General features: G+C 30.3%; 11 protein-coding genes, 1 tRNA gene and 3 pseudogenes. 8 read left to right on the plus strand and 7 right to left on the minus strand.

The window, feature by feature from the left end; all coding sequences use genetic code 11:
* Positions 1-10 precede the first annotated feature (10 nt).
* Positions 11-444: pseudogene (locus L8T82_RS06070) on the minus strand (hypothetical protein); the annotation flags it as partial.
* 159 nt (positions 445-603) lie between these two features.
* On the opposite strand from L8T82_RS06070, the pseudogene L8T82_RS08065 reads away from it, so the two are divergent.
* A pseudogene (locus tag L8T82_RS08065) lies at positions 604-1,227 on the plus strand (hypothetical protein); the annotation flags it as partial.
* 1,077 nt (positions 1,228-2,304) lie between these two features.
* A pseudogene (locus tag L8T82_RS08070) lies at positions 2,305-2,685 on the plus strand (methyl-accepting chemotaxis protein); the annotation flags it as partial.
* A gap of 24 nt (positions 2,686-2,709) precedes the next feature.
* Here the strand turns inward: L8T82_RS08070 and L8T82_RS06080 are convergent.
* Positions 2,710-3,693: an MnmA/TRMU family protein gene (locus L8T82_RS06080; protein ID WP_214135261.1), complete on the minus strand. Its 984-nt coding sequence runs from the start codon at positions 3,691-3,693 to the stop codon at positions 2,710-2,712.
* A gap of 65 nt (positions 3,694-3,758) precedes the next feature.
* A complete protein-coding gene (dnaG, locus tag L8T82_RS06085) occupies positions 3,759-5,546 on the minus strand; it encodes a DNA primase (protein ID WP_263660656.1) in 1,788 nt (595 codons plus the stop codon).
* Between the two features lie 74 nt (positions 5,547-5,620).
* Here dnaG and L8T82_RS06090 point away from each other — a divergent pair, with 74 nt between their 5' ends.
* Genes L8T82_RS06090 through L8T82_RS06115 form a run of 6 tightly spaced genes read left to right on the plus strand, consistent with a single transcriptional unit; the run spans position 5,621 to position 10,520 of the window.
* The gene (locus tag L8T82_RS06090; RefSeq protein ID WP_263662127.1) at positions 5,621-6,583 is read left to right on the plus strand and encodes a hypothetical protein; all 963 of its coding nucleotides are present in this window, start codon (positions 5,621-5,623) and stop codon (positions 6,581-6,583) included.
* Positions 6,580-7,020, plus strand: coding sequence for a ribonuclease HI (gene rnhA / locus L8T82_RS06095; RefSeq protein WP_263660658.1), 441 nt, complete (start codon positions 6,580-6,582; stop codon positions 7,018-7,020). Before L8T82_RS06090 ends, rnhA begins: the two co-directional genes overlap by 4 nt.
* Entirely contained in the window at positions 7,013-7,681 is a 669-nt protein-coding gene (gene rnc / locus L8T82_RS06100) for a ribonuclease III (RefSeq protein WP_263659574.1), read from the plus strand. Before rnhA ends, rnc begins: the two co-directional genes overlap by 8 nt.
* Positions 7,678-8,766 (plus strand): chorismate synthase, encoded by a 1,089-nt coding sequence (gene aroC / locus L8T82_RS06105; protein ID WP_263726114.1) that lies wholly within the window; start codon positions 7,678-7,680, stop codon positions 8,764-8,766. The genes rnc and aroC overlap by 4 nt, the downstream gene beginning before the upstream one ends.
* Positions 8,767-8,820: 54 nt before the next feature.
* Positions 8,821-9,864: a Cj0069 family protein gene (locus tag L8T82_RS06110; protein ID WP_133319003.1), complete on the plus strand. Its 1,044-nt coding sequence runs from the start codon at positions 8,821-8,823 to the stop codon at positions 9,862-9,864.
* A gap of 29 nt (positions 9,865-9,893) precedes the next feature.
* Positions 9,894-10,520, plus strand: a complete 627-nt coding sequence (locus L8T82_RS06115; RefSeq protein WP_220566464.1) for a trimeric intracellular cation channel family protein — start codon at positions 9,894-9,896, stop codon at positions 10,518-10,520.
* A gap of 190 nt (positions 10,521-10,710) precedes the next feature.
* Here the strand turns inward: L8T82_RS06115 and L8T82_RS06120 are convergent.
* The 4 genes from L8T82_RS06120 to L8T82_RS06135 all read right to left on the minus strand — a co-directional run bounded on the left by L8T82_RS06120 (position 10,711) and on the right by L8T82_RS06135 (position 14,209).
* Positions 10,711-10,785 (minus strand) — tRNA-Glu (locus L8T82_RS06120).
* Between the two features lie 55 nt (positions 10,786-10,840).
* Entirely contained in the window at positions 10,841-11,995 is a 1,155-nt protein-coding gene (gene nhaA, locus L8T82_RS06125; protein WP_263726115.1) for a Na+/H+ antiporter NhaA, read from the minus strand.
* A complete protein-coding gene (gene nhaA, locus L8T82_RS06130) occupies positions 11,992-13,152 on the minus strand; it encodes a Na+/H+ antiporter NhaA (protein WP_133319000.1) in 1,161 nt (386 codons plus the stop codon). Before nhaA (L8T82_RS06130) ends, nhaA (L8T82_RS06125) begins: the two co-directional genes overlap by 4 nt.
* A gap of 85 nt (positions 13,153-13,237) precedes the next feature.
* Positions 13,238-14,209 carry an iron-sulfur cluster assembly scaffold protein gene (locus L8T82_RS06135; protein ID WP_220566466.1) on the minus strand — a complete coding sequence of 324 codons (972 nt, stop codon included), beginning with the start codon at positions 14,207-14,209 and terminating at the stop codon, positions 13,238-13,240.
* Between the last annotated feature and the right edge of the window lie 9 nt (positions 14,210-14,218).

The raw sequence follows: 14,218 nt of genomic DNA on the forward strand, positions 1-14,218 counted from the left end.
AAAAATATTTTTAAACTTTAATATCTATAATTTTTGGAGTGATATTTTGAGAAAGAAATTGATTAAATTCTCCCACATCGTCATTAAATTTCATACCAAAAAGAATTTCTAATTCTTCTCTTGTGCTAAATTTATTTTTTAAAAGTTTTTTATAAGTTCATTTTTTGCATTATCATCTTTGTAGGTTTCTTTATTTTTACTTTCACCTTGTATAGGTTTGAAAGATTTTTCTTTGTCTTTTTCTAAAGTTTCCTGAGGTTCATTAATCTTTTTACTAAAATCAATAAAGTATGTATTTTGAAGCTCAAGGTATTTTTCTTTAAACTCATCTATGCTTTTGCTTGTGTGAAAAATTTTAACATAAGCTTCATCATAATCTATTCCATTTACGCTCAGCCAACGAGGTGATTTGGTATTTTCATTCATCCATTTAAATAAATCTTCAACTTCTTTTCTTTGTAAAAACTACTCAATTCTTTAGCTTTAACTTGATAATTTTTATTGTTTATAAAATATTTAATATTTTAATAAATTTTAATTTTTATTTAATGAAAAGTTTTTATAATTATAAAAATTTATAATTTATTAACTAAAGGAGAAAAAATGCGTAATTGGAGTCTTGGTGCTAAAATAGTTGCAATAGCTATTATAACGGTTGTTTTAATCTTAAGTATTTTATCTTTTTTGATTATAAACAGATCCACAGCTATTTTAAATACACAAATAGAAAATACACTCACAGCTTCTGTGCATCGTTATGGAAATCAAGCTGAAGCGAGTATTAGGTCTTTATTCGTCAGTACTATTGGTACACAAAGAACTTTAAACAATCTTATTTCAGAAGGTGCTATAAACCCAAAAAGGATAGAAAATATCCTCGGAGAAGCCATTGATGCAAATGGAGATATAGCTTATGGTTATTATTATTTAAAAGACGGAACTGCATATAAAAATTTGGGTGTTGATGTAAAATATTTTTCAAATAATAATGAATTTATGGTGTTAATGAGAGATGTAGATATTAACAATGCTGGCGGTATGCAAACTTTAGCAGCAAGTGAAGAGATTGCTAAAACTAATGCTATAAAAAATTTGATGGGGGGGGGTAAGTTATATTTTGGAGAACCAAGATGGTATAACATACATGGAAATAAATTTCTAGGTGTTCATGTAGCCGCACCTATTGCAGATAAAAAAGGAAAGGCTATAGGTGTTGTTGGTATGCTTTTTGATCTTAAACCTACGGCTGATTTTTTAAATGATTCTTCAAGATCTATTTATCAAGGAGCAAGAAGGATTTTAATAGCAAGTAATGGTGTTATAGCTACGCATCCAAATGCTGAATTTGTTACAAAAAAGATTACAGAGGTTAATAAAAATACAGCTCATATAATAGAAGCACAAAAAACTATCCATGCAGGAGCTATTGATTATAAAGCAGATGATGGTAGTGAATATCATGGTGCTATAAGAGTATTTGAAATATGGCCAAATACAGGAATTTATTGGGCTATGTTGGCTATTGTCCCAAATGAATCTGTATATGCTTCTATTGTGGATTTAAGAAATATTATTTTGATTAATTCTATTATAGCGATAATTGTTATAGTAGTTGTGATTGGTACTTCAGTAAAAAGAATAGTTTCTATAAGAGTGCAAAGACTTCAAGATCATTTAATGAAATTTTTTAGATACTTAAATCATGAGCTTCCAACCGTTGAGGTTTTAATTCCTAGATATAATGATGAACTTGGAAAAATGGCATTAATGATTAATGATAATGTTCAATATATACATACTTGTTTAGAAAAAGATGACATAACTGTGCAAAATATCTTAGAAGTATCTTGTGATATAGAAAAAGGACATTTTACTCAAAGAATAAAAGCAAATCCTGTTAATCCAAAACTTGTGGAATTAAAAGAAGTATTAAATAAAATGCTTGATGATATGCAAATGAAAATTGGTAAAGATTTAAATGAAATAGAAAGAGTTTTTAAAAGTTTTAAAAATCTTGATTTTTCAGATAAGCTTGAGTATGCTGATGGTGAGATAGAAAAATCGCTTAATGCAGTCGGAGAAGAAATAAGAAAAATGCTTCAAGCTTCATTAAAACAAGGGGAAATGCTTCAAACTAAAGCTGATGCTTTAAAAGAGAGTGTTTTAAAGCTTAATGATGGCGCACAAAAACAAGCTGATTCTTTACAAGAAAGCGCAGCTGCTGTTGAAGAAATGAGTGCTTCTATGAACGCAGTAGCAGCAAGAACTGAAGAGGTTATTAAACAAAGTAGCGATATTAAAGATGTAACTGATGTTATTAGAGATATTGCTGATCAAATTAACCTACTTGCATTAAATGCAGCTATTGAAGCAGCTCGTGCAGGAGAACATGGTCGTGGCTTTGCTGTTGTTGCTGATGAAGTTAGAAACTTAGCAGAAAGAACTCAAAAGTCTTTAGGTGAGATTGAAGCTAATACTAATATCTTAGTTCAATCTATTAATGAAATGGGTGAGAGTATTAAAGAACAAGCTTTAGGAATTTCACAAATTAATCAATCTGTTTCAGTAATAGATGGTTTAACTAAAGAAAACTCACAAATTGCACATGCAACTAATTCTGTAGCAAATGAAGTTGATTCTATGTCGGCTGATATTGTAGCAGAAGTTAGAAGAAAGAAATTCTAAAAAACTACCCTTTTTAAGGGTAGTTTAATTTATAAAATACTCTTGAATTTTATTTTTATCTTCAAAAGCCATACTTTGGAAAATTTTATCTTTAAAACCTATTTTGTATTTTGTATTATTTTGAGTTTTAGCATAAGTTAGTGCTATGCTTAGAGCAAGTTCAAGATCTTGCGGATTGATATTTTCATCTACCAAAGAATAAGCACCGATTAAATCAAAGAGTTTTAATTCTTCATATTTTTGAGTTTTTAATTCTTTTAAAAATTGATTTTCTAGCTCATTTCTACCTACTATCATTTTAGAGCCATTTGGAAGTCTTAAGTGGCGTCCATATTTTAAAAGTTGTGCATCATTAACTTGCATATTTTTATCAAATTTAATAAAATCTTTGATTTTATTTGAAAAACTCTCAAGTGTGAGCAAACATCCACCACCTGGACTTTCAAAATCTTCAAAACCAAATTTGGCAGCTAGTTCAAGTTGTCTTTTTCTGCTTCTTCCGCTTATGTTTTCTAACTTTTCTCTATCAACCCAACCCTCACGCTCAGGTTTAGTTAAAGGTAAATTTTTAGCGCACATTGGACGCAAGATTAAATCTTCTTCATCAAGTGCTAATTTTTTTACCTTAGCCATAGCATCATTTCTTTGACTCATAGGGCGTTGACCAACTACTTCTCCTGTGATGATAAAACTTGCATTTTCATCTTTTAACATAGAAAGAGCGGTTTTAAACATAAAAGCATGACAATCTATACAAGGGTTAAAATGTTTTCCATAACCATATTGAGGATTAAATAAAACTTCTTGCAAATAAGCATTTCTTACATCTATCATTTCAAAACTAGCCCCTGCCATAGCAGCGCGTTTTGCCATGAGTTCGCTTTTATCGCTTGTGCCACCAAAGCCTATATTGATATTTAAAGCTTTTACCTCTATGCCTTGAGAGCTTATAAGCTTTATAGCAAGCATAGAATCAAGGCCACCACTAAAAAGTGCTAATGCTTTCATTTTTTCCTTTCGAAATTTTTGGCATATTGTAGTGAATATTTTTTAATTTTTATGTAAGTTTTTATTTAAAAAACTTCTTCTTCAAAGTTATAATGAATTGCTTTTTTATCTTTTATATTTTTTTGTAATCTACTTAAAAATAATTCTAAACTTCCCTCATCATCTAAAAATTGGACATTTTTTAAAACTTCCATTAAATGATTAAAAAAATTTTCATCATTTTGATAGTTTTTTTTGATTTTTTCTAAATTTTGATTGAGCAAATTATAAATTTGCTTTTTAAAGGCTTGTTTTAAATTTAAGTTTTTTAATTTGTTAAAATGAGCAAAATTAATTTTGCAAATAGCATATAAAAATTCTTCTAAATTACTTAAAATTTTAATATTTTCGATCTCATAAAGTTCTCTTATGCTAGGATCATTAAAGTCTTTTTGTTCTAAAATAGCCTTAGCAATATCTTGATGTAAGAAATATTCTTTTGTGCTTAAAAGCTTAAAAAGTCCTATGGCTTTTTGATTTTCATATAAAAATTTCAAAAGCTCCAACTCGCTTATGTTGTTGATTTTATTTTGTTTTGTAGGAGTAAAAAAATTTATATTTTTTCTAGTATTTTTAGAAAGTTTTATATCATTAATATTTACACCCAAAAGATTTGCTACTAAGGTAGTGTAGGAATTTGCTATTAAAGGTTCAAGGTTAAAAGTATATTTTTGCACCTCTTCTAAAGCCTTTTGCTTACTAAGTGCTGAGCTTAAATCAAAATTTGTGATCAAATTTCTTATATAAAATTCTCCAAGTTCTATACCTTTTTCTAAAATATTAAAAAGCAATTTTTCTTGATGAGTAGCCACTAGTTCAGCCGGATCTTTCCCACCTTCTATTAAAACTACTTTTCCATCAATTTTTGCTAAACTTAGTAAATGTGCTGAACGCACGGCAGCATTAAGTCCTGCATTATCATTATCAAAGCACAAAATCACTCTTGCCTCTAATCTTTTTATCAAGGGTATGTGATTTTCACCTAAAGCTGTTCCTAAAACTGCTACAGCATTTTTAAATCCTGCCTTATGAAAGGCTATGGCGTCCATATAGCCTTCACAAATTATCATTTCTTTTTGTTTGTAAATGGTATCTTTTGCTAAATTGAGTGCATAAAAAACGCGTGATTTATCAAAAAGTTTGCTTTGAGGTGAATTAACATATTTTGCCATATTTGCTTCATCTAAAGTTCTACCACCAAAGCCTATGAGTAAATTTTTATGATCATAAATACTAAAAGTAATGCGGTTGATAAAACTTGCATAAGCACCATTTTCATTTTGTTTTATTGCGCCAACCTCTAAGGCTTCCTCTTGAGTGATTTGCTCATTTTGTAAAAGTCTTAGTGTTTCATTAGAACTTGGTGCAAAGCCTAGCTCAAAGGTTCTAATATCCTCATCATTTAAACCTCTTTTATAAAGATAAGTTAAAGCTTCTTTGTTTTTAGCTAAGTTTTGCTTATAAAAAGCATTAAGAGTAGGTAAGATGTGAGTGATAGATTTTTTATTGTCCTGTTTTTGTGAGGTGTAAGTAAGTGAAAAATTACTCCACGAAGCAACCTTTTCTACCGCTTCAACAAAGTTTAATTTCTCATAATCCATTACAAATTTAAAAACATTGCCCCCAGCTTTACATGCAAAACAATGATAAAATCCTTTAATAGAATTAATATGCATGCTAGGATTTTTATCATCATGGAAAGGACAAACGCATACATAGCCTGAACCTTGTTTTTTTACTTCAACATAATGAGCTATAATATCAACAATATCTGTTTTTTGTAAAAGTTGTTCTATACTTGCTTGTTCTATCATATTTAAACCTTAAAGAAAATTATATAAGCATTTAGCTATAATTGTTATAAATTTGAAAGTTAAGTTGCAAGATTATGGATTTTTTCTTTGTAGAATACCGCGATCCTTTATTCGGTCTTATTGTTTTGACGGCTTTGATTTTTATCGTTGCTAGCTCACATTATATATGGCGGTTTTTTGCAAGCAAAGATCAAAAAAGCAAGCTTGATCGTTTTGTAAAAAAATTTGAAATCAATTCTACCCATCAGCAGATTTTAAAAAATGCCAATTTAAGTATAGAAAATTTAAATTTCCTAGCTCAAATTTTTACCAAAAGTGGTGAATTTGAAAAAGCTGTGGGAATTTATCTCATAGCTTTGCAAAAGACAAATGAGGCTAACCAAAAAGAATTTATCTTTTTTTCATTAGCACAAGTTTATCTAAAAGCAGGATTTTTAGAGCGTAGTGTAGAAGCTTTGTTAAATGCTTTAAAAATCAAAGCACGCAATAAAGAAAGCTTAAAACTTTTAAAAATTGTGTATTTAAAACTTAAAGATTATGATAAGGTTTTAGATGTTTTAGAATGTTTATTTGAGCTTGGAGAAAATATATATGCAGAAAAAGCTTTGATAAAGGCTTTAAAAATTCAAGCAAGTTCTAAAGAGCAAAAGCAAAAGATTAAAGAAATTTTAATTTTTAGCAAAGATAATGAGTATGTTTTAAGATTTTGTTTTTTACACTATAAAGATAAACTTACTCAAATGCCTAAATTTGAAAATGTTATTGATTTACTTAATGAATGTAAAAGCCCACTTAATCTTGAAGATGAAAAATACCATGAGTTTTTTTATGCAAAAAATTTAAGTACCAAAGCTATTTCTATTAAAAATCATAAACTAAAAATTTTAAAAATTTTAAATGATAATAAGCTAAGTGCTAATCTTAGCTTTACTTATGTGTGTAATAATTGCAAAAATCAAAGTCCTTTGTTTTTTTATCATTGTCCATTTTGTTATGAATTTGGAAAATGTGAGATTTATTATGAGGTAAAAGCTTGAAAAATATTGAAATTTATACAGACGGCTCGTGTTTAAATAACCCTGGTTTTGGAGGGTGGGCTTATGTTTTAACTTATAAAAATCATCAAAAAGAACAAAGCGGGGCATGTGAGAATACAACAAATAATCGTATGGAGTTAATGGCCATTATACAAGCTTTGAAAGCTTTAAAAGAGCCATGCGAGGTAAAATTATACACAGATTCAAATTTAATGGTGCAAAGTATTAATGAATGGCTTGAAGGTTGGATAAAAAAAGATTTTAAAGGTAAAAAAAATATTGATCTTTGGAAAGAGTATTTAAATGTTGCTAAAGATCATAAAATAACTGCTTTTTGGATCAAAGCACATAATGGCCATGAATTAAATGAGCGTTGTGATGAACTAGCAAGAAATGCAGCTTTGAAACTCCAAGAAGAAAGGTTGATAAATGCTTAAAAAACTCCAAGAAAGATTAAGTTATCATTTTAAAAATGAGCAATTGCTCATCGAAGCTTTGACACATAAAAGCTATAAAAAGCCTTATAATAATGAAAGATTAGAGTTTTTGGGTGATGCTGTAATGGATTTAGTAGTAGGGGAGTTTTTGTTTTTTAAATTCCAAAAAGACTCAGAAGGAAACCTTTCTAAGCTTAGGGCAGCTTTGGTAAATGAAAAATCTTTTGCAACCTTAGCACAAAAACTTGATCTTGGAACATGTATTTTTATGTCTATTGCAGAAGAAAATAATGATGGACGCAATAAACCTTCTATACTTTCTGATGCCTTTGAAGCTTTAATGGGAGCTTTGTATTTAGAAATAGGTTTTGAAAAAACTAAAAACATAGCATTAAATTTACTCAATGAAGTTTATCCACATATTGATACACAAAGTTTATTTAAAGACTATAAAACAAGACTTCAAGAAATTACACAAGCAAATATGGCAGGCACACCTGAGTATGTAGTGATGAAAGCTTTTGGACCTGATCATAAAAAGCAATTTGAAATTGCAGTAAAAATTCAAGGTATAGAAGTAGCAAGATCTATAGCAGGTAGTAAAAAAGAAGCCCAACAACAATGTGCCAAAATAGCACTTGAAAAATTAGGAAAACTATGAATAGCTTTGGAAAAAGATTTAAATTTACAAGCTTTGGCGAATCTCATGGTCAAGCTATAGGTTGTGTGATAGATGGTATGCCAGCAGGGGTGAAGTTTGACTTTGATTTTTTGCAAGAAATGCTAGATAAAAGAAAACCAGGTCGAAATAAATTTAGCACTCCTAGAAAAGAAGAAGATAAAGCTCAAGTTTTAAGCGGGGTTTTTGAGGGTTATACAACAGGAACTCCTATAAGTGTATTGGTGTATAATGAAAATACACGCTCAAAAGATTATGAAAAAGATGTGTTTCGTCCTGCACATGCTGATTTTACTTATTATCACAAATACGGCATTAGAGATTATAGAGGTGGTGGAAGAGCTAGCGCTAGAGAAAGTGTAGCAAGAGTGGCAGCAGGGGCGTTAGCTTGTATGCTTTTAAAAGAGTTTGATATAGAAATAATGAGTGGAGTTTTTGGGGTAGGAAGTATTGATAGCAAACTTAGTAATGATGAGTTCGATTTTAATTATGCTAAAAATAGTGAAATTTATGCTTTAGATAAAAATTTAGAGCAAAGTTTTAAAGATGAAATTTTAAAGGCTAAAAATGCTAAAAATAGCGTAGGTGCAAGAGTTTTTACTAGAGTGAAAAACCCTATTAAAGGCTTAGGTGAGCCTTTGTATGATAAGCTTGATTCTAAACTTGCTCATGCAATTATGGGAGTCAATGCGGTTAAAGCTATAGAAATAGGAAGCGGTATTCAAAGTAGCTATATGTATGGAAGTCAAAATAATGATGAGCTAAAAGATGGGGTGTTTTTAAGCAATCATAGCGGAGGTATATTGGGTGGAATTTCTAATGGAAATTTTATCGATATAAAAACATATTTTAAACCAACTCCTTCTATATTTTTAACCCAACAAACACAAAATATTCAAGGAGAAAATATCATATATGAGTTAAAAGGTAGACACGATCCTTGTGTGGGTATAAGAGGCAGTGTTGTAGTAAATGCTATGATAGCTATATGCATGGCCGATGCTTTACTTTTAAATGCAAGTTCAAATTTGCAAAATTTACAATGTATTTATGGAAAAAATAAATAAAAATTTAATACTTATTTTGATATGATGATAAAATATCTTTAAAAAGGGAGCAATATGAAAAAAAATATCGTATTTTTTGAAGTTAGAGGTGGTAGCGATAAAGGTGAAGATGGCCATAGAAAAGACACCATGCCTATGGTAAATGCTTTAAAAGAGCAAGGTTGGAACGCTGAGGTTATCTTTTTTGAAGTTGAAAAAAAAGACGAAATTTATGAATATGTAAAAAACAATGCTGATGCTTATGTTTCTAGAATTAACCCAGGAAATTTAAAAGAAGAAAATGAATACTTTGATATGTTAAGAAAACTTTGTGCAAATGGTGTTATAGGTATGCCTCATCCTGATGCGATGATAGGATATGGCGCTAAAGATGCACTTACTAAGCTTAATAAAACAGCTTTAGTGCCTGAAGATACTTATGCGTATTATGATATTAAAACTTTTAAAGAAAGTTTTGTAAAAACCTTAGCAAAAGGCGAGAGGGTTTTGAAGCAAAATCGTGGTTCAACAGGTGAGGGAATTTGGCGTGTGAGATTAATAGATGAGCTGCCAGCAGGGACTACAAGTGTGCCATTAAATGCAAAAATCAAATGCACAGAAGCAAAAGACAATCATACAGAAGAAAGAGAGCTTGGTGAATTTATGGATTTTTGTGAGCAATACATTGTGGGTGATAATGGTATGCTTGTAGATATGACTTTTTTACCGCGTATTAAAGAAGGTGAAATTAGAATTTTAATGCTTTATCATACTCCAATTTATGTAGTGCATAAAAAGCCTGCAGAAGGTGCTGATGCATTCTCTGCTACACTCTTTTCAGGTGCAAAATATAGATATGATGAGCCAAAAGATTGGCAAGAATTGATAGATTGGTTTTTAGCAACCTTACCAGAAATTCGTTCAAAGCTTGGAAATTACGATATTCCTTTAATTTGGACTGCCGATTTTATCTTAGATACAGATGAAAATGGTAAAGATAAATATGTTTTAGGTGAGATTAACTGCTCTTGCGTAGGATTTACTTCTCCTGCTGAATTTGTTGAGCCTATTGCTAAAAAAGTAGCTCAAAATATCATTAATATCGTGAGTAAAAATTAACCCTTGTTTAACAAGGGTTTTAACTCATTATGCTTTTAACTATACTTTATATTATCGGAATTACTGTTGATGCAATGACGGGGGCTATTGCTGCAGGACGGCACAAAATGGATCTTTTTGGAGTGATATTTATAGCTTTGGTAACAGCTATTGGTGGAGGTTCTATTAGAGATATTTTACTTGATCATCATCCATTAACTTGGATTAAAACTCCTGAATATGTCATTTTGATTTGTGTTGCGGCTATGATTACAACAAAAATTGCTAAATATGTTATAAGACTTGAAAAACTTTTTTTAATTTTAGATGCTATAGGTTTGGTTGTTTTTAGTGTTTTAGGTGCACAAATTGCAATAGAAATGGGGTATGGTTTTATAGTGGCTGTGAGTTCAGCTGTGATTACAGGTGTATTTGGTGGGATATTAAGAGATATATTATGTGCTAGGATACCACTTGTATTTCAAAAAGAAATTTATGCAGGTGTGGCCATATTAACAGGAGCTTTGTATTATATATTGCATATTTTAGGCATAGATGAATTATGGGTAATTCTTGCTTCATTGATTGTAGGAACTATAGCAAGACTTTTAGCGATACATTATGGTTTAAGTTTGCCTATATTTTCTTTTAAGGATGGAGAAAATAAAGAAAGCTAATTTTATTTTTTAGATTTTAAAATGCAAGTTTTGTTATTTATAATGTTTTTATAAAATCCCTGCGAGCTTTGCTAGTAAGCAATATTTATTTATATTTTATTTTAGAATATTTATTTGATATATTAAATTTATATTAAGCTTAAATATTGAAACTATCGTTTATGCTATTTTTATTTAGGAGTTAAAAGAGTGGTGACCCATACGAGACTCGAACTCGTGTTACCGCCGTGAAAGGGCGATGTCCTAACCGCTAGACGAATGGGCCAAAACATTAAATTAAGAAATGAAATTATATCTTATTTAATTTAAAAAAAGCTTAATTATTTAATAAAACGCAGGTAAAAATAGCCAAATACACCAGAAGCTAATGAGGCTAGTAAGATTGCAAAGTTATCTACAAAATTAAATATATCACTCACCTCATAAGCAAGAGCATCTATAAAAAAGCTCATGGTAAAACCTATACCTGTGAGTATGCAAACTCCATAGAGTTGTTTAAAATTTGCATCTTTTGGTAGTTTTGCAAGTTTGAATTTAATCGCCATATAGGCAAAGCCAAATACACCTAGTTGTTTTCCAACAAAAAGTCCCAAAAATATACCCATGCTTACACCACTAAAAAGCATATGAAATTCTATTTTAGAAAGATCAACTCCTGCGTTTGCAAAAGCAAAAAGTGGCAGTATTATAAAAGCTATCCAAAATTTTAAACCATGCTCAATTTCTTCTAATAAAGCATGATTGTTTTTTGTATATACAGGAATGAATAAAGCAGTAATAATACCTGCTAAAGTCGCATGTACTCCACTTTTTAATACACTAAGCCAAAGCAGAGTACCAAGTATATAATAAAATGATTTTCTTTCATTACCTAAGCGATTAAGTAAAAACAAGCCAACAATGCAGCAAAAGGCAACAAAAAAAGCCAAAGTTGAAAGCTCACCTGTATAAAAAATAGCAATGATTAAAATAGCTCCTACATCATCAAAAATCGCCAAAGAAACTAAAAATATTTTTAAAGAGCTTGGTATGCGTTGTTTTAGCATTGCAAGTATAACTAGAGCAAATGCAGTGTCAGTTGCTGTTGGTATAGCCCAACCTTTTAAAACATAAGTATCATTAAAATTAATAGCACAAAATATCAAAGCAGGTACTACTATACCACCTATAGCAGCTATTAAGGGTAAAGTAATATTGCTAAGAGTTTTAAATTCTCCTTGAACAAATTCTTTTTTTAATTCAAGTCCTATTGCAAAGAAAAAAATTGCAATCAGCCCATCATTAATCCATAACAAAGAAGGTTTAAAAAGCTCCCAAGCTCCTATTTTTATACCCATTTCTACACTTAAAAAATTCATATAGTGTTGTCCATAAGGGCTATTTTTGAGTAATAAAGCAAAGATTGTTGCTATTAAAAGCAACAATCCTCCTAAAATTTCAAGAGATAAAAAGCTTTGGAGGTTTTTAAATTTCATTTTTTGAAACTATAAATGAGTTTTAAATAAACATAGCCAATCACAGCACTTAACAAAGAGGCTATTAAAATAGCAAGCTTGTCCGAATATGCAAAAATATCACTATTTTGATAAGCTAAGCCATCTATAAAAAAGCTCATAGTAAAACCTATACCTGTGAGTATACAAACCCCATAGAGCTGTTTGAAATTAACATTTTGCGGAAGTTTTGCTAGTCCTAGTTTTATACTAATATATGAAAATAAAAATACCCCAATTTGTTTTCCTAAAAATAATCCTAAAATAATACCTAAGCTAACCGAAGAAAACATAAAGCTTGGATCCATATCTTTTAAATCAACACCTGCATTTGCAAAGGCAAAAATAGGTAAAATAAAATAACTTACCCAAGGCGCTAAATCATGTTCGATTTCTTTTAAAAAAGATTTTCCATTTTTTGTTTCAAGTGGTATGAACAAAGCAGTAATCACACCCGCTAAAGTTGCATGCACTCCACTTTTTAGCATGCTTATCCAAAATACTATAGCTATAATGATATAAAAGGATTTTTTAGTAACATGAAAATGATTTAATAAATAAAGTGCTAATATACATACCAAAGCAGCGATCATAGCAAATACTGAAAGCTCGCTTGTGTAAAATAAAGCAATCACAATAATCGCACCCAAATCATCAAAAATAGCCAAAGAAAGCAAGAATAATTTTAATGAAGTAGGTACTTTTTTACCTAAAAGCATTAAAATTCCTACTGCAAAAGCCACATCAGTTGCTGTTGGTATAGCCCAACCTTGCAAAGCAAAAGCATCTTTATAATTAAAAAATGCAAAAATCAATGCAGGTACTATCATACCACCAAGTGCAGCAAATACAGGTAAAGACATAGCTTTTATACTATTTAGCTGTCCTCTTGTTACTTCATACTTTAATTCAAGCCCTATGGCAAAGAAAAAAATCGCAATAAGTCCATCATTAATCCATAAAAGCAAAGGTTTGAAAATTTCTAAACTTCCTGCTTGAAACCCAAAAGGAATATTTAAAAAGTTGGTGTATTGATCTGTTAAAGAGCTGTTTTGTAAAATTAATGCAAGTAAAGTGAAAAATATTAGCAAAACACCCGGAAAAGTTTCGCTTTTAACAAAGGTTTGAAGTCTTTGCATATAAATAGCCTTTTTAAATTTTTAATTAATGCGTTATTTTAACATAAAAAGGCTTGAAATTTAAAAGTTTAAGCAGAAAAACTGCTTAAACAGGTATAACGCGTATATTTGGACTAAGTTCTTCTTGTAAGATATTTTCTATGGCATATAAAGTTGCGCCACTTCCGCTTGAGCAACCACTGCAAGCTCCAAGATAGCGTATATATACATCTATATTTTTACTTTCACTTTTTTGTATATCAATTACTTCCAAATCCCCACCATCTCCGTGTAGCATCGGACGCACATCGCTATCTAAAACAGCCTCTACTGCTTTTAATTGTTTAACCATGGTCATATCATCAAAAGCAATATCTGCTTTACTTTGATCTTTTAATCTTTCTCTTTCCATTTCGGCTCTAGTTTCAGCTAAAATATCTACAAGGTAATAATCTTTTTTTTCATGTCCTCCAGGCTTAACACAAGATTTACAAAAAGCTCCTGCTTTTGTAAATTGTGTGATTTCTTCTACTGTATGTAAATCATTTAGTTTAATTACCTCTTTGATAGTTCCAAGGCTTACCCTAGCACATTCACAAACTATAATTTGATCTTCAAAGTCTTCAGGATTGACTCCTTTATAATGTGCTGCTGCTTGTTTGATAACATCATAAGCCATAACCGAACAATGCATTTTTTGAGGTGGAACCGCAGGAGTTTGCGGATTATCTCTCATAGCAAATTCAACATCTAAATTTGTAATTTTAACAGCTTCATCCACGGTTTTACCTATGCAAAGATCAACCATAGTATCACTACTTGCTATTGCTGTTCCACAGCCAAAGCTTTTAAATTTAGCATCAATGATTTTATCTGTTTTTTCATCCACTAGCCAATAAAGTCTAACTGCATCACCACAGCTTTCAGCTCCAAAATCTGCAATAATAAGTTTTGCATTTGCTTTTTGTGCATCTTCTTGTGTAAATTCGCCCATATGTTGAGGGTTATTCATTCTATCTTGTACTTTTTGAGAATACTCATCCCAAATAGATCCACCAATTAAATTATTTTTTGCCATTTTTTTATC

The sequence above is a fragment of the Campylobacter sp. IFREMER_LSEM_CL292 genome (genome assembly GCF_025771615.1).
Taxonomy (GTDB): domain Bacteria; phylum Campylobacterota; class Campylobacteria; order Campylobacterales; family Campylobacteraceae; genus Campylobacter_D; species Campylobacter_D lari_D.

Excerpts from the sequence above, each read along its gene's own strand:
- L8T82_RS06080 (WP_214135261.1), bottom strand. The coding sequence starts at position 3,693 with ATGAAAGCATTAGCACTTTTTAGTGGTGGCCTTGATTCTATGCTTGCT.
- dnaG (WP_263660656.1), bottom strand. The coding sequence starts at position 5,546 with ATGATAGAACAAGCAAGTATAGAACAACTTTTACAAAAAACAGATATT.
- L8T82_RS06090 (WP_263662127.1), top strand. The coding sequence starts at position 5,621 with ATGGATTTTTTCTTTGTAGAATACCGCGATCCTTTATTCGGTCTTATT.
- rnc (WP_263659574.1), top strand. The coding sequence starts at position 7,013 with ATGCTTAAAAAACTCCAAGAAAGATTAAGTTATCATTTTAAAAATGAG.
- aroC (WP_263726114.1), top strand. The coding sequence starts at position 7,678 with ATGAATAGCTTTGGAAAAAGATTTAAATTTACAAGCTTTGGCGAATCT.
- L8T82_RS06110 (WP_133319003.1), top strand. The coding sequence starts at position 8,821 with ATGAAAAAAAATATCGTATTTTTTGAAGTTAGAGGTGGTAGCGATAAA.
- L8T82_RS06115 (WP_220566464.1), top strand. The coding sequence starts at position 9,894 with ATGCTTTTAACTATACTTTATATTATCGGAATTACTGTTGATGCAATG.
- nhaA (WP_263726115.1), bottom strand. The coding sequence starts at position 11,995 with ATGAAATTTAAAAACCTCCAAAGCTTTTTATCTCTTGAAATTTTAGGA.
- nhaA (WP_133319000.1), bottom strand. The coding sequence starts at position 13,152 with ATGCAAAGACTTCAAACCTTTGTTAAAAGCGAAACTTTTCCGGGTGTT.
- L8T82_RS06135 (WP_220566466.1), bottom strand. The coding sequence starts at position 14,209 with ATGGCAAAAAATAATTTAATTGGTGGATCTATTTGGGATGAGTATTCT.